The organism is Nonomuraea sp. NPDC050786 (assembly GCF_040654115.1).
Lineage (GTDB): Bacteria > Actinomycetota > Actinomycetes > Streptosporangiales > Streptosporangiaceae > Nonomuraea.
Genome location: NZ_JBFAHJ010000002.1, coordinates 31560 through 57374 on the forward strand (window position 1 = coordinate 31560; position 25815 = coordinate 57374).

Genomic DNA, 25815 nt, shown 5'->3' on the forward strand with positions numbered 1-25815 from the left:
AAGAGCCATACCGATGGGGCCTCTTGCTGGATGGCCGAGGGCCGGCTGTTCGTCGGCCCACAAGCGGGCCTTGTCTATGGCTGCTGCGGGCCCCACGGGGCGGGCTAGACTTCTTTCACCACGCGGGCCGGGATCTGATGCAGCCGGTTCAGAGCGGCGGCCATGGCCTTGATCTGCTCCCCGGTGGCGTGCTCGCCGCGCAGGATGCGGCCGGGCAGCCTGGTCATCACGATGGTGAGCATCCAGCACGGCCTCGACGGGCGCGGGCGCGAGGTCGGGCGCGTGTTCGGCGAGCAAGGTGAGCGCCGCCCATTCCCGGTGGGGTTCACCTCGCCTCCACGAGGTCTCGAGGCTCGATTCCAGTCCGACTCGGAGGCCGGCATGTTCTGGGCCTACGGCGACGATCAAAAGGCGCTGCAGGATCTGGCCGAGCTAATGAGCGCGGTCGCCACGGATGGTGACCGGGTGCGCGGGCTTATCGCCGCGGCCGAGGCTGCGGGTTTCGACTTCGACGACTGATCCGCGCACGCCACGCCACGGCCCCGCTCCTCAACCTTCCCTAGTGGCGACGCTGCCCCCGGCGACTTCACGCCGCACCGGCCGAAGAGCTGCCTCCTCGGCGGGGACGTCCACCAGGTAGGCCCTGTGCCGTGACGCGGCGAACCGTCCGGCAAAGCGGCGTGAGTGCGCTGAGAGCGGCGGACCGACGACGTTGGTGCCGGGCGTCGTAGCGCATCTCCAGGTTGAAGACGCGGCGGCGTTGGCGTTACTGCCACCATCATCAACGCCAACCGCAGCCCCCTATGCCGTCACGCGCTGGTGTGATCACAGACTGTCGTCAAAGACGCTGTCGCCAGGTACACGCGATTGTTAGCCCTGCCCGGTCCGCCTGATCCTGGGGTGGCTGTTTGTGCGGTCAACGCGCCGCTCGAGGAGTCGGCGGGCGGCGCTGATCTCGGTGACGGCGGCCGCGATGGCAAAGGCCGAGACCGTAGCCGTCGTGGCGGCCGTGACGATCAGGCGCCAGGCTCCGGAAGGGTTGTGTCAGCGGAACGCCGCGGCGTTCCGGGCCGCCCAGTCGGCGTAGGTGTGCGGAGCGCTGCCAGTCAGCTCCCGCACGGCCGGCGACACATCCGCGGGCCTGCCGACGAACGAGGCGAACAGCGTGAGGATCGAGTCCACGACCGCTGCGGGGGTTTGCGTGATCATCTGTTCGCGGGCCTGCTCGGGGGACAGTTCCTCGAGGTGCAGGTCGCGGCCGAGGGCCTCGCCGAGGATCCGTACCCGCTCGGCCGTCGTCAGGGAGGCGGGCCCCGTCAGCGCGTATGCCTTGCCCGCGTGCCCGTCGTCGAGTAGCGTCCGTGCGGCCACCGCGGCGATGTCGCGCTCGTCGATCGGCGCGGTCGCGGCTTCGGCGAAGGGAGCGCGCACCACGCCGCCGTTCTTGACGCCGGGCGCCCACCGCAGGTCGTTCGCCATGAACGCGCCAGGGCGCAGGAAGGTCCACGGCAGCCCTGACCCGGCCACGGCCTGCTCGTACTCGGCGTGGACGCTGCCGATCACGCCCGCCTGCTTCATGGTCACCGCCAGCGCGGACAGCAGCACCACGTGCCCGAGGCCTGCTTTCGCGGCCTCGGACAGGAAGCCGTGCACCTGACCGGCGGCCGGGAACAGGAACGCGCGGTCCGCTCCCTGCAGCGCGGCACGCAGGTCCTCCTCTCGGGACATGTCGGCTCTGATCACCTCCACGCCTTCGGGGAGGTCGGCCCGCTCGGGGTTCCGGCTGATCGCTCGGACCTGCTCGCCCGCCTGGAGCAGCAGGTTCACCAGATGGCGGCCGACGTTACCTGTCGCCCCTGTCACCAGTATCACGTCTACCTCACTTCGGATATCCGAACTGTTTGGATATAAGGACTGTATCCTGTGGCTGTGATGGATGACGTCCCGCCCCCTCGACTGCCACGACCGGAGGAGGTCAAAGAAGCCCTTGGCTTCGTGCCCCTGGTGGAGGCCTACTTCCGGCGAGCCCAGGCTGAGATGCCGGACTCCCTACGGGAGCTCTTCCGCAGCCATCGGCTCACCGCCAGGCACGGCGCGGTCATTCCACAGCTGACGGTCGAACCCTCACTGAGCGTGAGCGAACTGGCCGACAGGATGGGCATGTCGCTGACGACCGCGAGCGAGCTCGTCGGCGACCTCAGCCGGGCCGGCCTGGTCGAGCGCCGGGAGGATCCGGCCAATCGCCGCCGCACCCTGGTGTCGCTTGCCCCTCACCATCGGGCCATGGTCGAGGGGTTCGTCGCCCTCCGTGCCGCGCCTCTGCTGCGCGTCCTGGACAAGCTCTCGCCTCAGGACAGGCAGGGGTTCGTGGCGGGGTTGACCGCGTGGGCCCATGAGGTGCGGAACTGGTGACGAGCGAAACCGGTCGGGGCAGGGCGCCGCTTCGCGTTCCGGAGGCGTGTTGACAGTTCGGCTGCCGCGATTCTCGCCGGCCTCACATCGCGGGGCACGGCGTTCATCGTCGGGCGAGGTCCGCCGCTCCTCCTTTCTCTCTGGTCGCGAACGGGGCGGCGGGCCGGTGCCCCAGTCGTAGGTGTGCGCGCCCTGTACGCCACGGGCCTGGTCACGCGGGTCCGTGGCGGATGGCAGGTTCTGACGATCCAGGCCCCGGCCGCCGGCACCAGCCGCGAACGCATGGACGAGATCTGAGCCGAACCACACGCCGCGTTCCGCGCCGCGCTCACCCAGGAGATCGTCGGCATCTCCGGCCTGACCGCCGACTTCAACCACAGCCACACCCTCGCCTGGCTCGCCTGGGACGGCGACGGCCACAACGGCTGCTGGGTCGGCTCTGGCATCGCCTACCACTCCCGCCGGCCCGAGCACCAACTCCCCGGCCACGTCACCGCCTCCTACCTCGACGAGGCGTACGACGGTTTCCCCGACCCCAACGCCACCGTCCTCTACGTCGAACTCCCCCGGCCCGCGCCCGCGACGCCGAAACCGCCGCGGCGCTCATCGTCGCCGCCGTCCGCGTCCACGGACGCAGGAAGGGACTCCCCCGATGAACGAGCCGACCCGCGACAACCCGCGCGAGATCACCGTCCGCGCCCCCTGGGGCGAACCCAACAAGAGCGACACACAGGTGTCCTCGTTCGCCGGCGTGTCCGCCGCCGACCTGACCGTCCTCGACTATGTCCTCACGCACGCCCCGAGGTCCTGGTCCACCGCACCCTTGACCGTGTCCGCCTGGAGCTCAAGACCCGCCACCCCGAGACCGTCCGCATGGCTCGGAAGGCCAGCGTGGACCCGCACCGCGGCATGATCGAACGCACCCCCGTCCCCCAGGACAAGGCCGCCGAGCTCATCCGCGCCCAGGCCCCCGACGTGCCCGACGACCAGATCGCCATCGCCGTCGCCACCGTCGAGGCCATGGGCCGCTACTTCGACGAGTACGACGCCCAGCGCGTCGCCGCCCACCTCCGCAACCTCCGCCCGGGACGTGACATCTGATGGCCACCGGTACTGCTCACCTCCACGCAGCTTTGACCAAAGGCCAGACCCCGCCCAGGGAGTTTCGGGAGGCTAACGCGCGCGCACGCGCGACCCCGGCCTGTCCGCCGTGGTGTGACGCCTCTGTGTCGGATCATCGGGAGGGCGGCACGATTCACCAGCGGGCGCTCAAGCGGATCGAGTGCGACCCCGGGTTCTCTGTCACCGTGGCGGTGCGCCGGATCGATCAGGTCTCCATCGGGAAGCCGGAGGTTCTGGTGCTGACGATGGGCCCGAACGTGGACGGTGAGGCGCGGCTGGACCGGGAGAGCGCGCTCGGGATGGCGGAGGCGTGCGACGTTCTCACGGTGACCCATCCAGAGCCGACCGTGGCCCTGGCCGACGCGCTGCGCGCCGCGGCCGCTCTCATCGGGCACGGGGCAGCGAGTGATGAAGGTCGATTTCGCGACCGCGCAGCAGTTCATGCAGCGGATGGAGGACTTCGGGATTGTCGGCCCGGCCCGGGGCAGCCGCGCCCGCGAGGTCCTCGCTGGCGTGGATGGGCTGCCCGCGCTGCTCACCGCCGTCACCGCGCCCACGGGAGACCACTAAGGAGGCGTCCGCGAGGGGGCCGACACGAAGGACGCAAGAGGCTCGCCAGACAGCGTGGATGCTGTAACTCACTGCGCTTGATTGCTACTTTCAGTAACTGCGCGCGTTGATCCTTTGGCCCGGGCCGTTCCAGTTCTTCACGAGAAGGGGCATCCCTGTGACATCCGTCACCGGCCGCATGGCCGCGCTCGCCGCAGCTGCGGCCACATCGACTCTCACCTTGCTGACAGTCACGCCCGCCGCGCATGCCGAGCCGCAGACCAACCGCGAGTTCATCAACCGGATGGACGGCAGCCGCCTGGCCACATACGGCGACAGCGTCGCCGAGGGAGCCGAGGCGATCTCTCTGCGTCACCCGGGCTGGAAGTACCGCACTGCCAAGTGGACCTTCGAGGTCAAGGCGGACGGCCACTACGTGATCAAGAACGAAGCGGCCAACAAGTGCCTGCAACCCGCCATCGCCGGCCCTGTGGCAGGCACCAAGGTCGTGATCCGTACCTGCGACGGCTCGCAGTTGCAGGACTGGTCACGTCGCCCGGAGGAGTCCGACATCGGTCAGCCCACCGGGTGGGGCGCCTTTCGCCCCCGGGTCAACACCGCTATCGCGCTGACCCTGGACACCTATCAGGGGTCAGGAAGCTGGGACACCCTCTACCTCAACCGGGACCAGAACTCCTCCGACCGACTGTGGCGCTTCCTCCGGGAAGGTCACACCTGGTAAGTCAGCCGCCGAGCTGAAGCGAGCCGGGGAGCGCATGAGGATCACCAGGGGCTTCCCGGCTCGCAAAGCGCTGCCTCGGGGACCCCCGAAAGTTCCTGCGCCGGCCTAGCCGGAACGCTCTGACCAGGAACTCAGCGCCTTACTGCCCCGTTCTCTCGCACTTGGTCTGCCCCCGTATCACACCATCGGAAGTCGTCAGGGGACGTCGACTTCGACGGCGAAGTCGTTCATCGGGACCACGTCTTCTACCTCGCCCGGCTGGGTGCGGTGGAATGCCCAGTACCCCGTGCTCTTCTCTGCCGTAGCCTCCACGCGCCAGCGGCCGCTGTCGACGTTGAAGGTTTTCGCGGCGTACTCATGGCGGCTGCCAGCGGGGTGGCTGAGGAAGTTGGACTGCTCCACGAGGGCGCCATTGCCCCTTCGCAGGGTGAAGCGTCCCTTTACCGTGCACTGCTCCTGTGCGTTTCGGCAGTCGGAGTACCAGGCCGCGCCCCAGTAGTAGAAGAAGTCGGCGGCGTAATCGACGTAGAGGGCCTTGCTGCCGTCGGCGCGCTGCTGGACCTGTACGCATATCCTCGCGTTGGCCTTCGACCACTTGTAGAGGGAGTAGTAGGTGCGCGTGCCGCTGACGGGATCACAGGTGTCGGCCAGCACCTTCTGGGATACGGCCGGGCGGGCGGATGCGACGGCCGGTGTGAGGATGGTGAGCGCCAGAGCCACCGTCAGGGTCATGGCGACGCTCCGGCGCAGGATGGCCGATGGACACTGGGAAGCCCCCCGAAGATTCTGATTACTATTTGTATTCGCAATGTCACTTTACGTTACCTTGGTGTATGGGACAAGACGCTGGCGTTTCGGCCGACGTGCGCGACCAACTCGCCGCCGCGCACGTGCTCGGTTTCCGCGCTGCAGGCCTGCGCTACCGGTCGGCGGTGGGGAAGTGCCGGTCCAGCGCGTCGGCCCACTCCGGCGGGATGACGAAGCCGCCCGGCCGTGGACCGGCCAGCCTGTCGTGATTGCTCGCGGTGGGTTCCCCTACCCGACCCAAGACGGCCACCCGGCGTGCGGCGAAGCTGCCACTCCCCCACCGGCAAGCCCGTGACCGACAAGACCAGTGAGGCGCTAACCGCCTACAAGCGGGACTTGTTCGATGAGGTGCGCAAGAGCGCTGCAGTCAGGGAGCTTTGCCAGGACAGGACGGAGCACCGGGTGATTGACCGCCGCCCTTTTGAGTGCGCCGAGTCTGGCCTTGTCACAGCCGACCTTGATCGCCGCTAGGGTGTCCTTGAGTGGCTGGCTGAGGGCTGGCGGAGGCGGGGGCGTGGAAGCCGCGGCCGGGCTGGCGGTGCCGACCGTCAGCGCTCCCACCAGTACCAAAGCGACGGCTACGGGCCTGGCATGTGATGTCCTGATCACGACAGTGCTCCTTGAGGCGGGGTCAGCGCTGGTCGTCCGTCGTGGGCAGGTGCTGGGTGGGGCAGGCGGCCGCGAGATCGGTCAGGGCCTGCTGCTCGGCGGGGTCGATGGACAACCGCCAGCGAGGCTTGATCGCGGTCCACTCGGCGGCATACCGGCAATGGGCCGGCTCGTACGGCGGCTGCCAAATGGAGGGATCCTGGTCGGCCTTTTGACGGTTGGAGCGGGCGGTGACCGCGACCAGATGCCAGGGTTCACGCAGGTCGTTGGCGTAGTCCTGGCGCTCGGCGGCGGTCCAGTCGTAGGCGCCGGAGTCCCACGCCTCTGCAAGCGGCACCAGGGCGTGTTTCAGAAGTGGGTTCATAACCATGCGTTGATCGCGGCGATGTGGATAGTGGCTTCGTAGCCACGGCGAGTTTGTCGAAACGTGTGGCCACGGCCCGATGGCCTTTAAGCCGGTTGATCCCGCACTCCACAGCGTGACGCTGGGCGTACAACTCGGGATCGAAGGCCGGTGGCCGCCCGCCCTTCGACCCCTTCTTGCGCCGACTGGCGGCCTGATCAACCTTGATCGGGATGGTCGCCTTGATCCCGCGCTGACGTAGGAGGCGGCGGTTGGCGCGGGAACTGTAGGCCTTGTCAGCCAGCACCCGGTCAGGTCGGGTACGGGGCCGGCCACTATGCAGGCGCGGCACCCGGATGCCGGCCAAGACCACAGCGAACTGCGGGCTGTCACCACGCTGCCCGGCCGTCAGCACGATCGACAGCGGCTTTCGGCCCTGCTCACATGCCAGGTGCAGCTTGGTGGACAACCCACCGCGCGAACGCCCCAGCCCATGATCGGCCGGTTCGGTCTGCACCCCGCCCGGTGGGCTCGGCCTGCAGATCCCCCTTTTCCGCGCCCCGGCAGCATGCTGGTGCGCCCGGCAGACGGAGGAATCGACGCTCACATCCCAGGCGATCAGCCCGTCTGCGTCCGCCCGGGCCTGTAAGGCGGTCAAGATCCGCTGCCAGGTGCCATCACGCTACCAGCGCCGGAACAACCCGTAGATCGTCTGCCAGCGTCCGTACCGTTCCGGAACATCCCGCCATGGCGCACCCACCCGCACACGCCACCGAATACCGTCAATGAGCTGCCGTTTGGTCCAGATCGGCGGGCGTCCTGGCTTGCGTCCGACGGGCAGCAGCGGCTCCGGCTCCGCCCACTGCGCATCGGTCAGAACGGCCCGCCCCGCCACCGATAGGGTGTCCACGAGGTCTCCGTGCAGATGGTCTTCTTGGTCGTTGACTCATCTACCGGAGACCTCTTCTTTTGTCGATCTTCGACACTCAACACACACGCGCGGTTGCCGACCTTCAACCCACTTCTGAAACACGCCCTAGTGCCGCATCAGGCAACGTTCGCCCCGTTGTGACGTATTGTCTGGTCGCCCCGAAAACGCCGCCTGACACCACATGAAGGCAGAGAAGATGACTGCACAGATCAACCATGTCGACCATGAACTGATCCAGGCTGCGGCGCAGGTCGCGGCCACACGCTGCCGGGGCGACAACCACACCATGGCGGCCGCCGCCCGCGACCGGGATGGCCGGATCGTCACGGCGGTGAACGCCTACCACTTCACCGGCGGCCCCTGCGCGGAGCTGGTCCTCATCGGTACGGCTGCCGCGCAGGGCATTTACCACCTGGACACCCTCGTCGCCGTGGGCGACCGCGATCGAGGTGTCGTGCCCCCATGCGGCCGCTGCCGCCAGGTCCTTCTCGACTACTTCCCCGCCATCAAGGTCATCGTCGGCACAGGCGACGCACTCCGCACCGTCTCCATCACCGACCTGCTTCCCGAAAGCTACGTCTGGGCGGACCACCAGCTCGATGCCGAGGAGAATGCACCGCTTAGCACGAGCTGACGCCCCAGCCGATTACCGGGCATCGCCCTTCGGGGGCTGCTTGAGGCATGTGCCACGAGGAGTGGCACGCACGGCACTTCTGAGAACAACACCGCGCGTCACATCGTGGCAGGGACACGTTCGGGAGGAGAACGCCTGTACGTTCGTCCTGTTCGATATCTCCACCACGGCGGGGGCCCGTCATGCAAGCCATCACCGTTCGAGACCGCGCCGCCGGTCTGGCCGGGCTTTCCCTGACGGAAGAGCCATACCCGCACGCCGCCGAGAACGACGTCGTGGTCCGGGTGCATGCCGCGGGGTTCACCCCCGGAGAGCTCGACTGGCCGGGAACGTGGTCCGATCGCGCCGGCCACGACCGGACGCCCAGCGTTCCCGGGCATGAGGTGTCGGGTGTCGTCGCCGAGCTGGGATACGGAACAACCGGCCTGACCGTCGGCCAGCGGGTGTTCGGGCTGACCGACTGGACCCGCAACGGCTCGCTGGCCGAGTACGTGGCGGTGGAGGCCCGCAACCTCGCGCCGCTGCCGGCCGACGTCGACCACACCGTGGCCGCCGCACTGCCGATCTCAGGACTGACCGCGTGGCAGGGCCTGTTCGACCACGGCCGCCTGGCTACCGGCCAGACCGTCCTGATCCACGGCGTCGCGGGCGGTGTGGGGTCAATCGCGGCACAGCTCGCACGCGAGGCAGGAGCCCGCGTGATCGGCACCGGCAGGGCCGGTGACAGGGACACAGCACTCGGCCTCGGCGTGGATGCCTTCCTGGACCTGCAGGCCGATCCCCTGGAAGATGCCGGTCAGGTCGACGTGGTGTTCGACGTGATCGGCGGTGACATCCTGGACCGCTCGGCCGCGCTGGTCCGCGCCGGCGGCACGCTCGTCACCATCGTCTCGCCGCCCACGGTCCGGCCGCGTGACGGGCAGGCCGTCTTCTTCGTCGTCGAGTCCGATCGTGCCCGGCTCGCGGACCTGGCACGGCGGGTCCGGGACGGACGGCTCCGCCCGATCGTCGGCGCCGTCCGGACGCTCGCTGAGGCGCCCTCCGCGTTCGCGCCCGCCCAGCGCACCCCCGGCAAGACGATCATCCGGGTCGTGGAAGGCGGATAGCCGGCAGGCCGGCTCAGTCGTCGGCGACGTCGTGTCGGCTCGGCGGCATTTGAGCGGCGGATCACCAAGGCTTGAATCCGCCCCTGGTTAGGCGCGCACATGCTCGGACAGCATCCTGACCGAGACCCATCACCAGGTGAACGACTTCGGCTGTGTGGGGGCGGAATCCGGGGCGCCTCGCGATCGCCCGGTGCGCCTGAAAGGCGCAAGCAGCAGCTTAGGAGAGCCGTCATGATCCGAGCACGGTTGGCCGGTGGCCTTATGGCTGCCGCCATGGTGGCCGCGTGCGTCGCATGCGCCCCCACAGCAGAGCGAGCGATCGGCCAGGTGCCGGTGGCCGCCACGGTTTCGCAGCCACCGTCCGAGACGCAATCGCTGCTCCTGGAACAGGCTCTTCCCAATGCCAAGGGCAGGACGTTCACCTCGATGATCGTGAACTTCCCCCCCGCCGCACGCGCGGTCCCGCATCGGCATGGCAAGGCCTTCGTCTACGCGTACGTACTCGAGGGCAACGTGCGGAGCCGGCTCGGTGGCGAGCCGGTGCGTACGTACCGCCAAGGCGAGAACTGGGTCGAGCCGCCGGGCGCCCACCACCTGCTCACGGAGAACACCAGCCGGACGCAACCGGCGAAGCTGCTGGTCATCTTCGTCTCCAACACGGGAGACAAGCTCAAGGTCGACGATCCGCCAAGGTAGGGCCATCGGCCGGCCGCAACGGCGCGGGTTTGATCAGCGCGATCCCCGCATCGGGTACGACCGCCGGCATGCGGCCAAGGTCGGACATCGAGACCCGCCGACCAGATGACAACCTGGGCCCATGTTTCCGGAGACTCCCGCCGCCGCGGCGGCGCTGTCGGTGGCCACCCGTTTCTACTCGCCCGCCCTGCTCAACCACTGCGTCCGCTCCTACCTGTGGGGAACGGCGTACGGCACGGCGCACGGGATCGCCTTCGATGACGAGCTCTACTACGTCGCGGCGCTGCTCCACGACATGGGGCTGACGGAGGCTTTCGACAGCCATCGGCTGCCGTTCGAGGCGGCGGGAGGGCAGCTGGCCTGGGCCTTCGGCGTGGCGGCCGGCTGGCCCGCGGAGCGCGCCGCCAGGGCCACCGAGATCATCACGCTGCACATGCGCGACGACGTGTCCCCGGCCACCGACTCCGAGTCCCACCTGCTGCAGGTCGCGACAAGCTGGGAGGTGGTCGGACGGCGGCCGGAGGAGTTCTCGCCGGACGCCAGGGCCGGGATGCTCGCCCGCTATCCTCGGCTGGGATTCGGCGCGGAGTTCCTGGCGTGCTTCGAGGACCAGGCGAGGCGCAAGCCGGACAGCGCCGCAGCCGCATCGGTCAGGAACGACGTCGCGGGGCGGATCGCCGCCAACCCTCTCGAAGGCCGCCCACCCGCCTGACCTCCAAGGCCGCGGACTCCCGGGCGGCCTGACCATCGGGCGCGATCTGCGCGGGCGCGGTGGTGATCGCGTCCGGTCCTGGCTATGGCTGCTTCTCGGTCAGCAGCAGTACCGCGCCGATCAGCATGAGCACGGCGGCGCTGACATGGATGGTGAGGGCCTGCACGAGCGTGCCGCCGTGGGTGAACACCGCGTACGCGTCACCGAGCGGCATCAACGTCGCGATCAAGATGGCGATCCCCAGCGTGCGACGGTGGCCGCGCAGCAGGAGTGTCAGGGCGGTGAGGGCCACCGTCAGGTCACGGACGCCTTTGACGATGAAGTAGCCGTCGGCGTCACCCTCGGGCCACGGGGTGATGCCGAAGCCTGAGGCGGCGCCGGACCCGTTGAACAGGAAGTTGAGTCCGAAGATGAACGGCGCGAGGACGACGAGGACGGCCATCGCGGTGCCGATGCGCTTCCTGAGCATGGGGGTTGCCTCCAACTGGAGCTAGCGCTGCTATGTACGCGAGCGACACTATCGCGCACTGTTACCCCCTGTCTAGCGGCGCTAGAATCACTATCGTGGCTACCGGTCCGCGTCAGCGGAGGGGGTCGAAGTCGGCCAGAGCGGCGGGTTGCTTGCCGGTGGTGATCTGCTCGGCGAGCAGCCGGCCGGTGATCGGGCCGTGGGCCAGGCCCCACATGCCGTGGCCTCCGGCCACGTACACGGTGGGAGCCGCCGTCGCGCCGATGAGCGGTCGCCCGTCCGGGGTGATGGGGCGGGGCCCCACCCAGACGTCGGTACGTTCCTCCCAGCGCACCCCACGCAGGAGCGGTCGGGCGGAGGCGATGACGGCTTCCAGCCGGGCGGGCACCTGCGGGGCGTCCGGGTCGCGGAACTCCATGGTGCCCGCCACCCGCAGCCCGTCGCGGTACGGGGTGCACGCGACCCGTACGCCGGGCAGGTAGAGGGGGCCGGGGACGGCATGGTCGACCGGCACGGTGAAGGAGTAGCCGCGGCCGGCCCGTACCGGGACGCGCACGCCCCACTGCCGGGCCAGGCGGGGCAGCCAGGCGCCGGTGGCCAGCACCACCGCGTCGGCGGACAGAACGGTGCCCTTGGCCGAGCGCACGACCACCTTTCTGTCGTCGGTGCGCACCTCGTCGACCTCGAGGGCGTACACGGTGGCGCCGCGCCGCATGACGGCCTTGCCGAGGGCGTGCACGAAGGCGCCCGGGTCCACGTAGCGCTGCCCGTCGATCCGCACACCCGCTGTCAGTGCCTCGCCGGCGAGCGGGGCCTGCTCGGCCAGCCGTTCGCCGTCCAGCATGGTGTGCTCGACGGGCTGCCCGATTGCCTCGAGCCGGCGCAGCTCGCGCAGCAGGCTCTCGGCCTGGCGGGGCGTACGGAAAGCGGCGGTGATCGGCGCCGCGACGACCGGTGCGGACACCCCGTTGGCGGCGAGCACCTCGTACGCCTCGACGCATTCGTCGTTGAGCGGCACGTTGGCGCGGGCGGCGCGGGTCCAGGAGCGCCAGTGGCTGTTGGCGGCGAAGCGGGCCAGGAACTTCCACAGCCCGGGGTCGAGACTTGCGGGCACGTGCAGCGGCGCGGCCGGGTCGAGCAGCGAGCGCAGGCCGTAGCGCAGCACGCCGGGCTCGTTCAGCGGGATGGCCAGGCCCGGCGCGATCCATCCTGCGTTGCCCCAGGACGCGCCGGCCGCCACGCCGCCGCGGTCCACCACGTCGACCTTTACGCCGCGCTCCTGCAGGAACCACGCGGTCGACAGGCCCACGATGCCCGCGCCCACCACGATCACCGATCGCGGCCAGTTGCCGACCATGTCCAACCTCCAACGGGTACGAATGCCGGTGTCGCAGCCAGCATGGCTTGGAGACCGACCGGCGACGTTGTGAGCGGGCGACAATCGCGGCGCCGCGATTGTGGATCCGGAACAACACCGGACCAGGTCACCGATGAGGGTCCTCCTCAGAAGCGGCCAGCATGATGGTCATGGCCAGGCGCTGCCGGGCGTCGCCCAGGTCCAGCGGGGTGAGCTCGCTCATCTTGCGCAGCCGGTTGCGGACGGTGTTGGCATGCACGCCGAGGCGCTCGGCGGCCAGCGCGAGGTCGCCTTGGGTCTCCAGCCAGGCCCGCAGCGTGGCGGCGAAGCGGGTGCCGTGACGGGCGTCGTACCGCAGCAGCGTGGAGACCGGCCCGCGAGCGGGAGTCCGCCCGGTACGCGCGGCCGCGCGCAGCCGTCGCAGCAGGATGTCGTCCCAGGACTCGTCGTAGGCGGGCGGGACGGCGCCGGGTTCGGCGCTCTCGTGCAGCGCCAGGCACTCGTCGGCCTCCTGGCGGCCGGCGGGCAGCTCCGCGACCTCGGCGGGCGCGCCGATCCCGGCCGTGACGCGTACCCGGAGGGGCAGCTCGGCGTGCAGGGCCATGATCCACCGCTGGGCCACCTCGGCGCGCTCGGTCGGCAGGATGGTGTAGAGCGTGTCGCCGAGCAGCGCGCTGCGCCCTGGCCGGGACCAGCCGAAGCCGGCGGTGGCCGCTTCGAAGGCCAGCAGCAGCGCGGCGTGCCGATCATCGGGAGTGGTCGCGCGGACCGCGATGACCCGCATCGCTCGCGGCGCGAGGCCCAGCCGGCTGATCATCGTCGCGGCGTCGGCGCTGCCCTCCAGCAGCCGGATGACCAGGTCGGATTCCACCTGCCGCTCCAGGTCGGCGCTGGCCCGGGAGCGCAGCAGGTGCAGCGCCACAGTGCGCGCGCCGTCGGCCAGCGCGTGGCGGTGTGCGCCGGTCAGCGGCCGCTCGCAGGTCACCCACACCGAGCCGAGCAGCTCGCGGCCGGCCCGCACCGCCACCGCCATCCGCCCGGTCAGGCCGTTGCCGGGATCGGCGGGCACGAACACCGGCTCATCCGTCGCCGCCAGCCGGGTGAGAACTCCCTGCTGCTGGAACAGCTCGCGCAGCCGGTCGGGGACCCGCCGGGCGAGGATGGTCTCCAGCCGGGCCGGATCGCCGGCCTGCTGGGAGCGGGAGTAGGCCAGCACCCGCGAGTGCCGGTCCTCGATGGTAACCGCGCCCCCGATGACGTCGGCCAGGCTGTCGGCCAGGGCGAACAGGTCGGTCGGGCCGCGCCCCGAGGCGGTCTCGCGGCTCTCCAGCACCAGGCCGTACACCATGCCGGCGAGCTGGCTCCACGAGACGGCGGCGTCGGCCAGCAGCACGGCTACCCCGTGCCGATCTCCGAGCGCGGCGGCCTCTCGCTCGACATCCGCCTCGTCCGCCGCCTCGTCCGCCGCCTCGTCCGCCGCCTCGTCCGCCGTCTCGTCCTCGGTGAGGGCGTCGGGGCGGACCAGGACCGCCGCGGCCTTGGCGGCGACTGCCCATCGCACCGCCTCGGCGATCGAGCAGGTGCCCACGGCGAGGAGCAGGTCGCCCGCGACGTGGTGGTCGCCGGACTCCGGCATCGCCACGCTGCGCAGCCATGCCGAGCGCGTCTCGGGACGGCCGCACAACCGCACGCCGTACCCGCCGAGCACGTTCACCAGACGGTCCAAAGTAATCATGATCAGCTCCCGGTGGGCCGAAGGGGGGCAGGTGGCGCCGCCCCCCTTGGCGGTGTCAGGCGGCCTCGTGCCGCCGCTGGCAGTCGATGCAGGTCCGCGCCAGCGGCCGGACCTTGAGCCGTTCGAACGGGATGGCCCCCGCGCAGTGCACGCAGCTGCCGTAGGTGCCGGCCATCAGCCGGTCGAAGGCCTGGGACAGCTCGGCGACGGCGCGCTCGGCGGCGGTGACCGAGACGACCAGCTCCTGCCAGGTGCCGTCGCCGCCGTTGCTGTCTCGCTCCTGCTCGCGCAGCGCGTCCAGGTGCCGCCGGCGCTGCTCCAGCTGCTCCTGCAGGTCCTGGCGGAGCGACTGCAGCTGCACGCTGCTGAGGTGGGTGCTCACGTGACCGTCGGTCATGATCGTTTGATCCTTTCTCGCGAAGAGTGGGCGTCAAGAAGGTGATGCGGGAGGAAGCCCGTGCAAGGGACTTCCTGCGCGCCGGTCGCAGCGCGTCAGCGGGCGGCGGCGCCCGGCCGGCAGGCAGAGCCGGCCGCAGGCACAGCCTCAGCGCGTCAGCGGGCGCGCGCTGCCTGGCCCGCAGCCAGAGCCGGCTGCACGCACAGCCTGAGCGCGTCAGCGGGCGGGCGGAGCGTGGGCGGCAGCCAGAGCCGGCTGGAGGCACAGCCGCATCAGGCCGCGCACGGTGACGTGCTGTGGCTGGAGCGCCGCGTTGACCGGGAGCCGCAGCGTGGCGCGCAGGCGGCGCAGCAGCAGCTCCTGCTGCGCGCCGCCGCCGGTGACCACCAGGCCCCGCTCGCGCGCGGCCGGGCGCGAGGCGGCCGGCAGGCTGCGGAGCAGGCCCATCGTCATGTCGACGACGCCCTCCAGCGCGTACGCGGCCAGCCCCACGCCGGTGGTGGCGCTGAGCTGGAGCGCGACCGCCTCCACGACGGCCCCGCCCTCGATGGCCACGGCCTCGACGATGCCCGCCCCGACGTCGAGCAGCAGCCGGGGCCGGCTATCGAGGACGTCCAGGCCGGCGCCGACGGCGGCGGCCAGTGGCTCCTCCACCAGCCGCACCTCGCACCGGGCGATCTCGGCGACCGCAGCGCGGACCGCCCGGCGATCGCTCGGCGAGGCTGCCACCGGCACACCGGCCAGCACCCGCTCCACGGGCCGGTGGTCGTAGAGCCGGGTGTCCTGCAACACCCGGCGCACCAGCCGCCGGCAGGCGGCCGGGTCGGCCACCATGCCGTGCCGGATGGGCCGTACCACATCCGTCCCATCGCAGGTGGACCGCCGCCCCACGATGACTGACGGCCGGTCGGCGATGGCGTGGCCGCCCAGGGCCAGCGACCGGGTGCGGGCGGTGCCCAGGTCGAGCGCCATCAAGCGCCGGGCCCGGCTCATCCCGTGCTCCAACGCGCCACCGGGTGGGCCCGCACGGTGGCCCGGTAGCAGGCGGGCCGGTAGCAGGCGGGCCGGTACGCGGGCTCCAGCCGCAGGCAGGCGTGAACTGTTGCGACAACGACCATGACGATGATCGGCTCCTGACTGACGCCGAGGGAACGGCGGCAAAGAAGGGGCAGCCCGGACAGGGGCCACCCAGGCAAGACGGTCTTGCCGCTTGCCTGCCAAGGGAACGGTCGTGTGACGTCGTACGGCGACCACACGCACCGGCGGCGCCGGGAAAGGGTCCGGCGGCGGGCGTGCGGCGGCGTGGTCAGGCTCCGCGGCGCGCGTGGCAACCGCGGAGCTCGACGGGGTGGACGTCGGCTAGGCGCGCGGCGGGCTGCGCGATCCCGCGGTGCGGTGCGCGAGCTGCTGAGGGTCGCGGAGCGGGTCCATGCCGGAGCCCGGCGACGGCAGCAGTGCCAGGTGGGCGTGCTCGGCGTGGCGTTCGCCGCGCATGGGAGGCCACAGCGACAGCACGTGATGCTCGCGGGCGCCGATCGCCTGCGGCGGCAGGCTGGACAGGTCGGTGTCCCACCCGCCTGTGCTCCACGCCTGGGCGGAGGCCGTGCTCTGCCCGACGGCGGGGCCGCCGCTCGCCCAGGCCGAGACGCCGGCCAGTATCAGGGACAGCAGGACCAGGCCCATCACGCCGGCGAGCGCGATGGACCCTTGTGGTGTTCTCCACGGTCCCCTCATAGGGCCGACCATAGCCGAGAGCGCCGGAAAAGGCATGTCAGGCCATCACGCTGGGTGAGGGGCGCGCCTGGCGCCGGCTTTGGGGGTACGGTGGCCGCAACACCACCCACCCACCCGTATCCACCAGGAGGAGACGTGCGCAGCAGGCTGCCCGCTGTCCTGCTCCTGCTGGTGTCGGCCTTCCTGCTGGGCCCCGCGCCCGGCGGCCTCCATCCGTCTGCCATCGCACCACCGGCCGCAGCGGCGTCCATCACCGCACCGAACGCCACCGCACCACCCGCCACCGCGGCATCCATCACCGCAGTCCCGGCTGCCTGGTGGACGTGGTGGAGCAGTCCCGATGCGCACGCCGACCAGGACGCGGCCGTGCCCCGGTCGCACCTCGCCCGCGGCCTGTCGGCGCTGCCGATGTGGCCGGCCGTGCTGCCGTCCTGCGGGCAACCCGACCCGCCCGCGCGGCCCATCACCACCCTCACCACGCCCCGCGCCGCCGCGCCGCAGCCGGCCGCGCGCCGGGCTCCGGCACGGGCGCCACCCTCCACCACGCGCTGACGTTCCCTTTTCTTCTGCGACAGCCCGTGGAGGCTCTCATGTCCCGCGCGCCTTTCTGGCGCGCGGTGGCGGCGCTTCTTCTCGCCGCCACCGCACTGCTACTTACCGTCACCACGCCGCCACGTCTGGGTCTGGACCTGCGCGGCGGCACCCAACTCGTCTTCGAAACCCGCGACTCCCCCACGACAAAGGCCGACGCCGAGGCCACCGACCGCGCCATGGACGTGCTGCGCCGGCGCGCCGACGCGCTCGGCGTGGTCGATCCCACGCTGCTCCGCTCCGGAGAGCGGCGCATCATCGTCGAACTGCCCGGCGTCCTCGACCCTCGCCAGGCCGCCTCCGTCATCGGCAAGACCGCCCAGCTCACCTTCCACCCGGTGCTGGATCAACCGGACACCCCCGGCACCGGGCAGGTCCTGGCCGATGAATCCGGGCAACGCCTGCGGCTCGGCCCCGCCGCGATCACCGGCGACGGGGTGAGCGACGCCGCCGCCCGCAGCGACCCGCAGCAGGGCCCCGGCTGGTTCGTCACCGTCGATTTCCGCGACGCCGCCGCCTGGCAGCGACTGACCGGCGAGGCCGCCTGTCACAGCCCCGGCGATCCCCGGCGGCGCGTCGCCATCGTCCTGGACAACGAGATCATCTCCTCGCCCCAGGTCGATGCCGGCGTACCGTGCCAGACCGGCATCCCCGGCGGATCCACCCAGATCACCGGCTCCTTCACCCACCAGCAGGCGCAGGACCTGGCCGTGTTGATCAAGGGCGGTGCGCTGCCCGTCCCGCTCTCCCTGGTCGAGCAGCGCACCGTCGGCCCTACCCTCGGCGCGCAGGCCATCGAGGCCAGCACCAAGGCCGGCATCGCCGGCGTCCTGCTCACCGCGCTGTTCATCGCCTTGACCTACCGGCTGTCGGGGCTGATGGCCACCATCGCGCTGGCGGCGTACGGCCTCATCTCCTACGCCGCCCTGCTGGCTCTCGGCGCGACCCTCACCCTGCCCGGTCTGGCCGGCTTCGTCCTGGCCATCGGCATGGCGGTCGACGCCAACGTGCTGGTCTTCGAACGGGCACGCGAAGAGTACGGACGCGCCCCGCGCCGCGGCCTGCGCGCCGCCCTCGACCGCGGCTTCGCCAACGCCTGGAGCGCCATCGCCGACTCCAACATCACCACGCTCCTGGCCGCGGGGCTGCTGTTCTGGCTGGCCTCGGGACCGGTGCGCGGGTTCGGCGTGACGCTGGCCGTCGGCGTCCTCGCCTCGCTCGCATCGGCCATGCTCATCACCCGTGTCCTGACCCACTTCCTCATGAGCAGGAGTGGTCCGCGGCTGTCCCGGTTGTCCGGACTGACGGCGCACGGCCGGGTGCGGACCTGGATCACCCGGCGCGACCCGCAGCTCATGGCCGGGCGCCGGCGATGGCTGACCGCGGCCGCCGTCCTGGTCGCCGCCGCCATCGCCGGCCTGGTCGTGCACGGGCTGAACTTCGGCATCGAGTTCACCGGCGGCCGGATGGCCGAGTTCACGGCCGCACGGCCGGTGAACGCCGAGGCGGCGCGGCAGGCGGTGACCCAGGCCGGCCACCCGGAGGCCGGCGTACAGGTCTCCGGCAGCACCGTGTCGGTGCGGGCCGGGCAGATCAGCGCCGACGACGTCGTCGCGATCGAGCGAGCGCTCGACACACGGGTCGGGGAGGTGACCAAGCAGCGCGACGAGCTCATCGGCCCCAGCCTGGGCGACGAGTTGCGCCGCAACGCTCTCATCGCGCTTGCCGTGGCGCTGGCGGCGCAGCTGATCTACCTGGCCGCCAGGTTCCGCTGGACCTTCGGCGCCGCCGCGGTGCTGGCCCTCGTCGTCGACGCCGGCGCCGTGCTGGGCCTGTTCGCCTGGCTGGGCAGACCCATCGACGGGGTCTTCCTGGCGGCCATGCTGACCATCATCGGCTATTCCATCAACGACAAGGTGGTGGTCTTCGACCGCGTCCGCGAGCTGTGGCAGACCCGGAGGCAGGCACCCTTCGCCGACGTCGTCAACGCGGCGATCCTGCAGACCGTGCCGCGTACCGTCAACACCGGCCTCGGGGCCCTGTTCATCCTCACCGCGCTGGCCGTCTTCGGCGGCGACAGCCTGCGGGACTTCGCCATCGCGCTCATCGTCGGCATCATGGTCGGGACCGCGTCCTCATCGCTGGTGGCCGGGCCGCTCGCGATCGAGCTCGAACGCTTCAGCAAGCAGCCCCCGCCCCAGCCCCCTGCGCCGCGCAAGCGTCACCGGCAGGGCACGGGCGCGGTCCTGTAATCGCGGGCGGACATCCCTCCAGGCATCATCGAGGGAAGGGCTGACCACCCTTCCCTCAACCTGCCGGGTCCCGCCACCCCTACCGCCACGGCGACCGAGATGATTGCAGGTCATGGGGCCCGGCCACGCCGACGCGGGCCGGTGCGGCGGGCGGCGGGTCACTCCTTCTTGGCCCGGGCCTCCGCCTCGGCCTCGTCCATGGCCGCCGCCTCCTCCGGGGTCGGGGCGGTGCCGCCGAGGTGGGCGGGCTGCCACCAGACGCCCGGCGGGATCTCCGGGTACGTGCGCTGCGCCCGGTCCACCAGCTCCGACAGCCGGGTGTGCAGGTCGGCCGCGTGGTCGTTGACGTTCTCGCCGCGCTTGGGGTGCATGGGCTCGCCCACCAGGACGGTGAGCGGGATGTGCCGTTGCATGAGATCGCGCGGCCGGCCCTTGGTCCAGAAGCGCTGGCTGCCCCAGAGCGCGACCGGGATGACGGGCGTGCCCGTGGCCTGGGCCATGCGGATGGCGCCGCTCTTGATCTCCTTGACGGTGAAGGACCGGCTGATCGTGGCCTCCGCGAAGACGCCCACGACCTCCCCCGCCTTGAGCATGCGCAGGGCCGTGGCGTACGAGCCCGCACCCGCCCCCCGGTCGACCGGGATGTGGTGCATCCCGCGCATCAGCGGCCCCGAGATCCGGTGGTCGAACACGTCCTGCTTGGCCATGAACCGCACCAGCCGGCGAGAGGGCAGGGCGGCGAACCCGGCGAAGATGAAGTCGAGGTAGCTGATGTGGTTGCTCACCAGCACCGCTCCCCCGGTCCTCGGCACGTGCTCCGTACCCTCCATGTGGAAGCGGACGTCGAGCACGCGAAACAGGGTCCGCGCGGCGGCGATCACCGGCGGGTACACGATCTCAGCCATGACAGGAAGGTAGCCTACTCAGGCAGGTGACACGGCCGTCGGGAGCCTGATCACCCCCCGCACGTTGCTGTGCGAGGTGCGCCGGATGCCGTCCTCGTCGATCTCGTACGACGGGGAGACGGCCTTCGTCAGCTCCTCCAGCGCCACCCTCGCCTCGAGCCGGGCCAGCGGGCCGCCGAGGCAGTAATGGCGGCCGACGCCGAAGCTGATGGCCTTCGACGTGTCCCTGCGCAGATCGTAGACATCGGGATCGGGGAAGACCGACTCGTCCCGGTTGGCGGAGCCGATCAGGATCCATACCTTGGCGTCGGCGGGGACGAGGACGCCGTACCACTCGGTGGGCGCGGTGAGGCGGCGGGCGAGGCCGTGCGCGGGGGTGTCGTAGCGCAGCGACTCCTCCGCCCACTCCCTGATGGCCCCGCCGAAGGCGGCGGCGCGCTGGCCGGGGTTGCGCCACGCCCAGTACCAGGCGGCGCTGAGCAGGTGGGTGGTGGTCTCCGAGCCCGCCCCGATCAGCAGGAACAGGAACGCCACGATCTCCTCGACGCTCAGCCCGCCGTCGGCGACGAGCGCCGAGACGAGGTCGTCGCGGGGGGTGGCACGGCGGTCGACGACGAGCGAGGCGTAGTAGGCGCCGAGGGACCGGACGCTCTTGAGCCCGTTGTCCGTCATCTTCCCGTCCTGGTCGTAGTCGACCAGCCCCTTGGACCTGCGGCGCACCTCGGCCCGGTCGGACGGCGGCACGCCCATCAGCTCGGAGATCACGTCGAGGGGCAGCTTGACCGCGAAGTCACCGGCGAAGTCGAACGTCCCGCGCTCGAGACCCTCGGCGATGTAGCCGCGGGCGATCTGCCGGATCATGGGCTCGATCGCGGCCACCCGGCGCGGGGTGAAGGCACGGGAGACGATGGCCCGCATGCGGGTGTGCTCCGGCGGGTCCATGGCCACGAGCGACAGGTACGTACGCGCCTGCGGCCCCCACGCGCCCGGGTCGAGCATCGGGCCGTGGTCGCTGGAGAGCAGGGCGCTGTCGCCGAGCGCGGCGGACACGTCGGCGTGCCGCGACAGTGCCCAGAAGCCGAGTTCGGCGTTGTGATAGATCGGTGCTTCCCTGCGTAAGCGGGCGTAGACGGGGTACGGATCGGCGTTGATCGCCGGATCGTAGGGGTTGTAGGCGACATCCACCCCGACCACGCTACGACGCTTGCGCCCTCGTGAAAATGGGCAGATCTTCTGACCATGAAGAAGCTCATCAACACGGCCGACTCCGTCGTTGACGACGCACTGAACGGCATGGCCGCGGCCCATCCCTCGCTGCGGGTGCGCGACCGGGTGGTCTACCGGGCCGAGGGCCCGCGGGCCGGGAAGGTCGGCCTGGTCTCGGGCGGGGGCTCGGGGCACGAGCCGCTGCACGCCGGTTTCGTCGGGTACGGCATGCTCGACGCCGCCTGCCCAGGTGAGATCTTCACCTCCCCGGTCCCCGACCAGATCATCGACGCGACCAGGGCGGTCGACGGCGGTGCGGGGGTCCTGCACATCGTCAAGAACTACACCGGCGACGTGCTCAACTTCGAGATGGCCGCCGAGCTCGTCGAGGACGTCGAGGTGGTGAGCGTGCTGGTCGACGACGACGTGGCCGTGCAGGACTCCCTCTACACGGCGGGCCGCCGCGGCACCGGGGCGACGGTGTTCGTGGAGAAGATGGCGGGCGCGCTGGCCGAGCAGGGCGCGCCGCTGGCCCAGGTCGCGCTGGTGGCGGGCGAGGTCGACGAGCGCAGCAGGTCGTTCGGCATCGCGCTGACGTCGTGCACGACGCCGCACGCGGGCAAGCCGACGTTCGACCTGCCGGAGACGGACGTGGAGCTGGGCATCGGCATCCACGGCGAGCCGGGCCGGGCCCGGGTGCCGATGGTGTCGGCGCGCGAGCTGGCCGGGATCGCCATGGAGGCGATCCACGGCGACCTGCCGCTCCGCGGCGACCTGCTGGTCATGGTGAACGGCATGGGCTCGACCCCGCTCATGGAGCTGTACGTGGTCTTCGCGGAGGTGGCGGCGTTCGTCAAGGGCAAGGGGGCCAGGGTGACGCGCTCGCTGGTGGGCAACTACGTGACGAGCCTGGACATGCAGGGCTTCTCGGTATCGATCTGCCTGCTCGACGACACGCTGACCCGCCTGTGGGACGCGCCGGTCGAGACGCCGGGGCTGCGCTGGGGGCGCTGATGAACGCCGAGGTGTTCGTGGCCTGGTTCGAGGAGGCGGCCAGGCTGGTCCACAGGGAGCGCGACCGGCTCACCCGGCTGGACGCGGCGATCGGCGACGCCGACCACGGCACGAACCTCGACCGCGGCCTCACCGAGGTCCGCGCGGCGCTGGCCGGATCGCCGCCCGAGACTCCGGCGCAGGTGCTGGCGCTGGCGGGCGCGACGCTGATCCGCCGCGTCGGGGGCGCTTCCGGTCCGCTGTACGGGTCGGTGTTCCGGCAGATGGGCAAGTCGCTGGAGTCGCCGGTGACGCTGGCCGGGTTCGCGGCGGCCTTCGAGTCCGGGGTGGTGGCGCTCGAACGGCTGGGCAAGGCCGCGCTGGGTGACAAGACCATGGTGGACGCGCTGGTTCCGGCCTCGCGGGCGCTCGCCCTGGCCGTACGCGACGGGGTGGGCGTCCGGGAGGCGTGCGAGCAGGCGGCCAGGGCGGCCGAGGAGGGCGCGAAGGCCACGATCCCGATGCAGGCGCGCAAGGGACGGGCCAGCTACCTGGGCGAACGCAGCATCGGGCACGAGGATCCGGGGGCGGCGTCGGCGGCCCTGTTCATGGCGGCCCTGGCCGCCGTGGTGGCGTGATGGCGGCCCCTGTCGTGGCCGGCCCTGTCGAGGCTGGAGGCGGGTGATGGTGGGCTTGGTGCTCGTCGCGCACAGTGCCGGGCTGGCGGCCGAGGCGGCGGCGCTGGCTCGCGGCATCGCCGGTGCGGACGCGCCGGTGGCGGCCGCGGGCGGCACCGAGGACGGCGGGCTGGGCACGAGCGTGGACCTCATCGAGGCCGCGCTGCGCAGCGTCGACCAGGGGGACGGCGTGGTGCTCATCCCCGACCTGGGCAGTTCGGTGCTGACCGCCCGCCTGCTGGAGGAGGAGGGGCGGGTGGTGGTGGCGGACGTGCCGTTCGTGGAGGGGGCCATCGCGGCGGCGGTGGCGGCGGGGGCGGGCGTGCCGCTCTCCGAGGTGCTGGAGGCGGCCGAGGAGGCTCGCGCGTACCGCAAGCTCTGACCCCAGCCCTTGGACCGGCGCCCGAGGTCAGTGGCCCTTGAAGGCCTCCTCGAGCCACCAGGAGCCGTGCTCCCCCGTGACCTTGGCGTGCACCATGAGCGGCCGGTCGCGCGGCCCGTTCAGCCATTCGGCCACGCCCGCCAGGTCGGACGGGTCGGTGACAGTCACGGCGGCGAGGCCGTGTCCCCGGGCGATGGCGGCGAGGTCGGCGGGCGGGAAGGTGACCGTGCCGAGCGGGTGCCCGTGCGGCCCGAAATGGTGGACCTCCGCCCCGTACGCCGCGTCGTCGTACACCACGATCACCATCGGGAGGCCGAGCCGGACGACGGTCTCCAGCTCCGCGATGCCCATGAGAGCGCCGCCGTCGCCGAGCGCGGCCACCGGCAGCCGGTCCGGCCGGGCCAGTGCGGCGCCGATCGCCGTCGCCAGCCCCAGCCCGATCGACTGGAACGCCTGGGTGAAGCAGAACCCACCCTCATCCGGGACATCCATCCACATCGACGGATATCCCATGAAATTTCCGGAATCGACGGCGATGATGCGCTCCCGCGGCAGGAGGTCGTCCAGCCCGATGGTGAGCGTCCTCGGGTCGATCCGCCCGCCGCCGCTCTCGTCCTCGTACGGCACGTCCCGCCAGCGCCCCTCGGCCCGGACGCGCCGCGCGACCTCGTCCGACCGGTACCCCTGGCGCGGGGCGAGACGGGCGGCCAGCGCCGCGGCGACGGCGGCCACGTCGCCCTCCACGCCCAGGTCGGCGGGCACATGGGCGGTGAAGGCCGCCGGGTCGAGATCCACCTTGACCACCTTGGCGCCGGGCCCGATCAGGGTGCCGTGGCGGGTGGTCCACATGTTCAGGGCGCACCCCCAGGCGACGACCAGGTCGGCGTCGCTGATCAGCTCGGCGGCGAGGGGCGTCGCGAAGCCGCCGCTCACGTCGAGGTCCCACGGGCTGCCGCGGAAGAGGCCCTTCGCGACCGCCGAGGTGGCCAGCAGGGCGCCCGCGCGGCCGGCGAGCTCCTCCAGCTCCCGCCGCGCGTGCCTGGCACCCCGCCCGGCGATGAACACCGGCCGCCGGGCCTCACCCAGCAGCCGCGCCAGCTCCGCCACCCCGCCCGCCGCCCAGTCCGCCGACGAGCCGGGGAGTCCCTTGTCCGGCTCCGCGGTGTCGTCGAAGGGGGCGGCCTGGACGTCGAGGGGGAGGTTCAGCAGGACCGTACGCCGTTCGGCCACCGCCACCCGGTACGCCTCCACCGCCCGCGACACCGCCTCCCCCGGCGAGGTGACCCGCATCGGCACCGCCCCCACCGCCGTGGCCAGCGCCGCCTGGTCGATGTGGAAGTTGGACAGGACCTCCGTGGCCTCCCCGGCGAGGACGATCAGCGGCGTGCGGCTCTTGGCGGCCTCGGTGAGCCCGGTCAGGGCGTTCGTGAGCCCCGGCCCCTGGTGCACCGACACGACGCCGACCCGCCCGCTCATGCGCGCGTACGCGTCGGCCATCGTGGCGGCCCCGCCCTCGTGGCGGGCGGCGACGAAGCGCACGCCGCCGGCCACGAGGGCGTTGGTGACGTGGAAGTTGCCGCTGCCGACCACCCCGAAGGCGGTCTCGACGCCGCAGGCGGCCAGGGCCCGGCCCACGGCCTCCGCGACGATCAACGCTCCACCAGGGCCAGCACGCGTACGGGGCTGCCGGAGCCGCCCACGATGGGCAGCGGCGGAGCGACCACGACGGCGCCGGTCACGGGGAGCAGGTCGAGGTTGCGCAGCTGGGTGAGGCCGTACTTGCCGGCCCCCAGCAGGTAGGAGTGGCACGGGAAGGCCGGGTCGAAGGAGTGGGCGGCGCCCGCGTCGGTGCCGACGGTCTCGACGCCGATGCCGGCGATGGGCGTGGCGGAGGCCAGCCACGAGGCGCACTCCACCGAGATGCCGGGCGTGTGGGGGCCGGTGGCGTCGGCGTTCAGGAAGGCGGCCTGGTCGCCGGAGCGGGCGTCCCAGCCGGTCCGGTAGAGCAGCCAGCCGCCGTCGGGCAGGGGCCCGTTGACGCGCTCCCACTCCTTGACGTGGTCGATCTGGAGGAGGAAGTCGGGGTCCTTGGCGGCCTCGGCGGAGAAGTCGAGCACGACCGCGGGCGCGATGAGGCTGCGCGCGGGGACCTGGGAGACGTCCTGGCCGTCGCGGCCGGTGACCCAGTGGACGGGGGCGTCGAAGTGGGTGCCGGTGTGCTCGCCGGTGTGGATGTCGTTCCAGTACCAGGCGGGGCCGCGGTCGTCGTACCGGCTGATCTCCTCCAGGCGGAACGGGATCGTGTTGCCGAACGGCTCGGGCAGCTGGAGGACCGGCGTCTCGGACGAGAGGGGCGCGGTGAGATCGATCACCTCGATCGCCCCGCTGCGCACGCTGTCCACGAAACTCCGCAACACCGACATGGCCTGTCCTCCTTGGTGGGCTGTGGGCATC

The 25815-nt window shown here is 71.5% G+C and carries 30 protein-coding genes and 1 pseudogene; 14 read left to right on the plus strand and 17 right to left on the minus strand.

Annotation, left to right across the window (positions count from 1 at the left end):
- Positions 1–104: 104 nt before the first annotated feature.
- Entirely contained in the window at positions 105–242 is a 138-nt protein-coding gene (locus AB0H84_RS04480; RefSeq protein WP_357598023.1) for a phosphotransferase, read from the minus strand.
- On the opposite strand from AB0H84_RS04480, the gene AB0H84_RS04485 reads away from it, so the two are divergent.
- The gene (locus tag AB0H84_RS04485; RefSeq protein WP_357598026.1) at positions 232–519 is read left to right on the plus strand and encodes an Imm51 family immunity protein; all 288 of its coding nucleotides are present in this window, start codon (positions 232–234) and stop codon (positions 517–519) included. The genes AB0H84_RS04480 and AB0H84_RS04485 overlap by 11 nt on opposite strands.
- A gap of 525 nt (positions 520–1044) precedes the next feature.
- On the opposite strand, the gene AB0H84_RS04490 is transcribed toward AB0H84_RS04485, so the two are convergent.
- Positions 1045–1872: an NAD(P)H-binding protein gene (locus AB0H84_RS04490; RefSeq protein ID WP_357598029.1), complete on the minus strand. Its 828-nt coding sequence runs from the start codon at positions 1870–1872 to the stop codon at positions 1045–1047.
- Positions 1873–1932: 60 nt separating this feature from the next.
- On the opposite strand from AB0H84_RS04490, the gene AB0H84_RS04495 reads away from it, so the two are divergent.
- The 4 genes from AB0H84_RS04495 to AB0H84_RS04510 all read left to right on the plus strand — a co-directional run bounded on the left by AB0H84_RS04495 (position 1933) and on the right by AB0H84_RS04510 (position 4825).
- Positions 1933–2412: a MarR family transcriptional regulator gene (locus AB0H84_RS04495; protein ID WP_357599613.1), complete on the plus strand. Its 480-nt coding sequence runs from the start codon at positions 1933–1935 to the stop codon at positions 2410–2412.
- Between the two features lie 873 nt (positions 2413–3285).
- Positions 3286–3513 carry a hypothetical protein gene (locus tag AB0H84_RS04500; RefSeq protein ID WP_357598032.1) on the plus strand — a complete coding sequence of 76 codons (228 nt, stop codon included), beginning with the start codon at positions 3286–3288 and terminating at the stop codon, positions 3511–3513.
- A gap of 429 nt (positions 3514–3942) precedes the next feature.
- Positions 3943–4104: a hypothetical protein gene (locus AB0H84_RS04505; protein ID WP_357598034.1), complete on the plus strand. Its 162-nt coding sequence runs from the start codon at positions 3943–3945 to the stop codon at positions 4102–4104.
- 157 nt (positions 4105–4261) lie between these two features.
- On the plus strand, positions 4262–4825 hold the full coding sequence (locus AB0H84_RS04510; protein ID WP_357598037.1) for an RICIN domain-containing protein: 564 nt from the start codon (positions 4262–4264) through the stop codon (positions 4823–4825).
- 195 nt (positions 4826–5020) lie between these two features.
- On the opposite strand, the gene AB0H84_RS04515 is transcribed toward AB0H84_RS04510, so the two are convergent.
- The 4 genes and pseudogenes from AB0H84_RS04515 to AB0H84_RS04530 form a co-directional block, all read right to left on the minus strand.
- Positions 5021–5557, minus strand: coding sequence for a hypothetical protein (locus AB0H84_RS04515; RefSeq protein WP_357598040.1), 537 nt, complete (start codon positions 5555–5557; stop codon positions 5021–5023).
- Positions 5558–5744: 187 nt separating this feature from the next.
- A complete protein-coding gene (locus AB0H84_RS04520) occupies positions 5745–5873 on the minus strand; it encodes a hypothetical protein (protein ID WP_357598043.1) in 129 nt (42 codons plus the stop codon).
- Positions 5874–6263: 390 nt separating this feature from the next.
- The gene (locus tag AB0H84_RS04525; RefSeq protein WP_357598046.1) at positions 6264–6605 is read right to left on the minus strand and encodes a DUF1524 domain-containing protein; all 342 of its coding nucleotides are present in this window, start codon (positions 6603–6605) and stop codon (positions 6264–6266) included.
- Positions 6602–7479 (minus strand): annotated as a pseudogene (locus AB0H84_RS04530) (IS5 family transposase). Before AB0H84_RS04530 ends, AB0H84_RS04525 begins: the two are co-directional and overlap by 4 nt.
- A gap of 217 nt (positions 7480–7696) precedes the next feature.
- On the opposite strand from AB0H84_RS04530, the gene AB0H84_RS04535 reads away from it, so the two are divergent.
- From AB0H84_RS04535 to AB0H84_RS04550, 4 genes are all read left to right on the plus strand, one after another.
- Complete coding sequence (locus AB0H84_RS04535) at positions 7697–8149, plus strand: hypothetical protein (RefSeq protein ID WP_357598049.1); 453 nt, start codon at positions 7697–7699, stop codon at positions 8147–8149.
- A gap of 182 nt (positions 8150–8331) precedes the next feature.
- A complete protein-coding gene (locus AB0H84_RS04540; RefSeq protein ID WP_357598052.1) occupies positions 8332–9255 on the plus strand; it encodes an NADP-dependent oxidoreductase in 924 nt (307 codons plus the stop codon).
- A 231-nt stretch (positions 9256–9486) separates the two neighbouring features.
- The gene (locus tag AB0H84_RS04545) at positions 9487–9951 is read left to right on the plus strand and encodes a cupin domain-containing protein (protein ID WP_357598054.1); all 465 of its coding nucleotides are present in this window, start codon (positions 9487–9489) and stop codon (positions 9949–9951) included.
- A gap of 121 nt (positions 9952–10072) precedes the next feature.
- The gene (locus tag AB0H84_RS04550) at positions 10073–10663 is read left to right on the plus strand and encodes a cyanamide hydratase (RefSeq protein ID WP_357598057.1); all 591 of its coding nucleotides are present in this window, start codon (positions 10073–10075) and stop codon (positions 10661–10663) included.
- Between the two features lie 82 nt (positions 10664–10745).
- Here AB0H84_RS04550 and AB0H84_RS04555 read toward each other — a convergent pair whose 3' ends face one another.
- From AB0H84_RS04555 to AB0H84_RS04585, 7 genes are all read right to left on the minus strand, one after another.
- Positions 10746–11132 carry a DUF4267 domain-containing protein gene (locus AB0H84_RS04555; RefSeq protein ID WP_357598060.1) on the minus strand — a complete coding sequence of 129 codons (387 nt, stop codon included), beginning with the start codon at positions 11130–11132 and terminating at the stop codon, positions 10746–10748.
- Between the two features lie 112 nt (positions 11133–11244).
- Entirely contained in the window at positions 11245–12489 is a 1245-nt protein-coding gene (locus AB0H84_RS04560) for an FAD-dependent oxidoreductase (protein WP_357598063.1), read from the minus strand.
- Between the two features lie 127 nt (positions 12490–12616).
- Positions 12617–14224 (minus strand): helix-turn-helix domain-containing protein, encoded by a 1608-nt coding sequence (locus tag AB0H84_RS04565; RefSeq protein ID WP_357598066.1) that lies wholly within the window; start codon positions 14222–14224, stop codon positions 12617–12619.
- A 55-nt stretch (positions 14225–14279) separates the two neighbouring features.
- On the minus strand, positions 14280–14621 hold the full coding sequence (locus AB0H84_RS04570; protein ID WP_357598068.1) for a TraR/DksA family transcriptional regulator: 342 nt from the start codon (positions 14619–14621) through the stop codon (positions 14280–14282).
- Positions 14622–14837: 216 nt separating this feature from the next.
- On the minus strand, positions 14838–15614 hold the full coding sequence (locus AB0H84_RS04575; RefSeq protein WP_357598070.1) for a rod shape-determining protein: 777 nt from the start codon (positions 15612–15614) through the stop codon (positions 14838–14840).
- On the minus strand, positions 15611–15739 hold the full coding sequence (locus AB0H84_RS04580; protein ID WP_357598073.1) for a hypothetical protein: 129 nt from the start codon (positions 15737–15739) through the stop codon (positions 15611–15613). Before AB0H84_RS04580 ends, AB0H84_RS04575 begins: the two co-directional genes overlap by 4 nt.
- Positions 15740–15980: 241 nt before the next feature.
- A complete protein-coding gene (locus AB0H84_RS04585; RefSeq protein WP_357598076.1) occupies positions 15981–16355 on the minus strand; it encodes a hypothetical protein in 375 nt (124 codons plus the stop codon).
- Positions 16356–16490: 135 nt separating this feature from the next.
- Here AB0H84_RS04585 and AB0H84_RS04590 point away from each other — a divergent pair, with 135 nt between their 5' ends.
- Positions 16491–16907: a hypothetical protein gene (locus tag AB0H84_RS04590; protein WP_357598079.1), complete on the plus strand. Its 417-nt coding sequence runs from the start codon at positions 16491–16493 to the stop codon at positions 16905–16907.
- Between the two features lie 38 nt (positions 16908–16945).
- Entirely contained in the window at positions 16946–19198 is a 2253-nt protein-coding gene (gene secD / locus AB0H84_RS04595) for a protein translocase subunit SecD (protein WP_357598081.1), read from the plus strand.
- A gap of 158 nt (positions 19199–19356) precedes the next feature.
- On the opposite strand, the gene AB0H84_RS04600 is transcribed toward secD, so the two are convergent.
- Entirely contained in the window at positions 19357–20103 is a 747-nt protein-coding gene (locus AB0H84_RS04600) for a lysophospholipid acyltransferase family protein (RefSeq protein ID WP_357598084.1), read from the minus strand.
- An 18-nt stretch (positions 20104–20121) separates the two neighbouring features.
- Positions 20122–21288: a cytochrome P450 gene (locus AB0H84_RS04605; RefSeq protein WP_357598087.1), complete on the minus strand. Its 1167-nt coding sequence runs from the start codon at positions 21286–21288 to the stop codon at positions 20122–20124.
- 54 nt (positions 21289–21342) lie between these two features.
- On the opposite strand from AB0H84_RS04605, the gene dhaK reads away from it, so the two are divergent.
- Genes dhaK through AB0H84_RS04620 form a run of 3 tightly spaced genes read left to right on the plus strand, consistent with a single transcriptional unit; the run spans position 21343 to position 23361 of the window.
- Positions 21343–22323, plus strand: a complete 981-nt coding sequence (dhaK, locus tag AB0H84_RS04610) for a dihydroxyacetone kinase subunit DhaK (RefSeq protein ID WP_344984987.1) — start codon at positions 21343–21345, stop codon at positions 22321–22323.
- Positions 22323–22940 carry a dihydroxyacetone kinase subunit DhaL gene (dhaL, locus tag AB0H84_RS04615; RefSeq protein ID WP_357598090.1) on the plus strand — a complete coding sequence of 206 codons (618 nt, stop codon included), beginning with the start codon at positions 22323–22325 and terminating at the stop codon, positions 22938–22940. The genes dhaK and dhaL overlap by 1 nt, the downstream gene beginning before the upstream one ends.
- Positions 22941–22986: 46 nt before the next feature.
- On the plus strand, positions 22987–23361 hold the full coding sequence (locus AB0H84_RS04620; RefSeq protein WP_357598093.1) for a phosphoenolpyruvate--protein phosphotransferase: 375 nt from the start codon (positions 22987–22989) through the stop codon (positions 23359–23361).
- A gap of 27 nt (positions 23362–23388) precedes the next feature.
- On the opposite strand, the gene AB0H84_RS04625 is transcribed toward AB0H84_RS04620, so the two are convergent.
- Positions 23389–25014 (minus strand): thiamine pyrophosphate-binding protein, encoded by a 1626-nt coding sequence (locus tag AB0H84_RS04625; RefSeq protein ID WP_357598095.1) that lies wholly within the window; start codon positions 25012–25014, stop codon positions 23389–23391.
- Entirely contained in the window at positions 25011–25784 is a 774-nt protein-coding gene (locus tag AB0H84_RS04630) for a cyclase family protein (protein ID WP_357598098.1), read from the minus strand. Before AB0H84_RS04630 ends, AB0H84_RS04625 begins: the two co-directional genes overlap by 4 nt.
- Positions 25785–25815: the final 31 nt, after the last annotated feature.

What these genes read in the sequence shown, in the direction of transcription:
- AB0H84_RS04505 (WP_357598034.1), top strand. Translation starts at nt 3,943, where the DNA reads ATGAAGGTCGATTTCGCGACCGCGCAGCAGTTCATGCAGCGGATGGAG.
- AB0H84_RS04480 (WP_357598023.1), bottom strand. Translation starts at nt 242, where the DNA reads ATGCTCACCATCGTGATGACCAGGCTGCCCGGCCGCATCCTGCGCGGC.
- AB0H84_RS04540 (WP_357598052.1), top strand. Translation starts at nt 8,332, where the DNA reads ATGCAAGCCATCACCGTTCGAGACCGCGCCGCCGGTCTGGCCGGGCTT.
- AB0H84_RS04620 (WP_357598093.1), top strand. Translation starts at nt 22,987, where the DNA reads ATGGTGGGCTTGGTGCTCGTCGCGCACAGTGCCGGGCTGGCGGCCGAG.
- AB0H84_RS04545 (WP_357598054.1), top strand. Translation starts at nt 9,487, where the DNA reads ATGATCCGAGCACGGTTGGCCGGTGGCCTTATGGCTGCCGCCATGGTG.
- AB0H84_RS04495 (WP_357599613.1), top strand. Translation starts at nt 1,933, where the DNA reads ATGGATGACGTCCCGCCCCCTCGACTGCCACGACCGGAGGAGGTCAAA.
- AB0H84_RS04555 (WP_357598060.1), bottom strand. Translation starts at nt 11,132, where the DNA reads ATGCTCAGGAAGCGCATCGGCACCGCGATGGCCGTCCTCGTCGTCCTC.
- AB0H84_RS04580 (WP_357598073.1), bottom strand. Translation starts at nt 15,739, where the DNA reads ATGGTCGTTGTCGCAACAGTTCACGCCTGCCTGCGGCTGGAGCCCGCG.
- dhaK (WP_344984987.1), top strand. Translation starts at nt 21,343, where the DNA reads ATGAAGAAGCTCATCAACACGGCCGACTCCGTCGTTGACGACGCACTG.
- AB0H84_RS04600 (WP_357598084.1), bottom strand. Translation starts at nt 20,103, where the DNA reads ATGGCTGAGATCGTGTACCCGCCGGTGATCGCCGCCGCGCGGACCCTG.
- AB0H84_RS04570 (WP_357598068.1), bottom strand. Translation starts at nt 14,621, where the DNA reads ATGACCGACGGTCACGTGAGCACCCACCTCAGCAGCGTGCAGCTGCAG.
- AB0H84_RS04525 (WP_357598046.1), bottom strand. Translation starts at nt 6,605, where the DNA reads ATGAACCCACTTCTGAAACACGCCCTGGTGCCGCTTGCAGAGGCGTGG.
- AB0H84_RS04565 (WP_357598066.1), bottom strand. Translation starts at nt 14,224, where the DNA reads ATGATTACTTTGGACCGTCTGGTGAACGTGCTCGGCGGGTACGGCGTG.
- AB0H84_RS04500 (WP_357598032.1), top strand. Translation starts at nt 3,286, where the DNA reads ATGGCTCGGAAGGCCAGCGTGGACCCGCACCGCGGCATGATCGAACGC.
- AB0H84_RS04550 (WP_357598057.1), top strand. Translation starts at nt 10,073, where the DNA reads ATGTTTCCGGAGACTCCCGCCGCCGCGGCGGCGCTGTCGGTGGCCACC.
- AB0H84_RS04560 (WP_357598063.1), bottom strand. Translation starts at nt 12,489, where the DNA reads ATGGTCGGCAACTGGCCGCGATCGGTGATCGTGGTGGGCGCGGGCATC.
- AB0H84_RS04515 (WP_357598040.1), bottom strand. Translation starts at nt 5,557, where the DNA reads ATGACCCTGACGGTGGCTCTGGCGCTCACCATCCTCACACCGGCCGTC.
- AB0H84_RS04535 (WP_357598049.1), top strand. Translation starts at nt 7,697, where the DNA reads ATGAAGGCAGAGAAGATGACTGCACAGATCAACCATGTCGACCATGAA.
- AB0H84_RS04585 (WP_357598076.1), bottom strand. Translation starts at nt 16,355, where the DNA reads ATGAGGGGACCGTGGAGAACACCACAAGGGTCCATCGCGCTCGCCGGC.
- AB0H84_RS04485 (WP_357598026.1), top strand. Translation starts at nt 232, where the DNA reads ATGGTGAGCATCCAGCACGGCCTCGACGGGCGCGGGCGCGAGGTCGGG.
- AB0H84_RS04630 (WP_357598098.1), bottom strand. Translation starts at nt 25,784, where the DNA reads ATGTCGGTGTTGCGGAGTTTCGTGGACAGCGTGCGCAGCGGGGCGATC.
- AB0H84_RS04575 (WP_357598070.1), bottom strand. Translation starts at nt 15,614, where the DNA reads ATGAGCCGGGCCCGGCGCTTGATGGCGCTCGACCTGGGCACCGCCCGC.
- secD (WP_357598081.1), top strand. Translation starts at nt 16,946, where the DNA reads ATGTCCCGCGCGCCTTTCTGGCGCGCGGTGGCGGCGCTTCTTCTCGCC.
- dhaL (WP_357598090.1), top strand. Translation starts at nt 22,323, where the DNA reads ATGAACGCCGAGGTGTTCGTGGCCTGGTTCGAGGAGGCGGCCAGGCTG.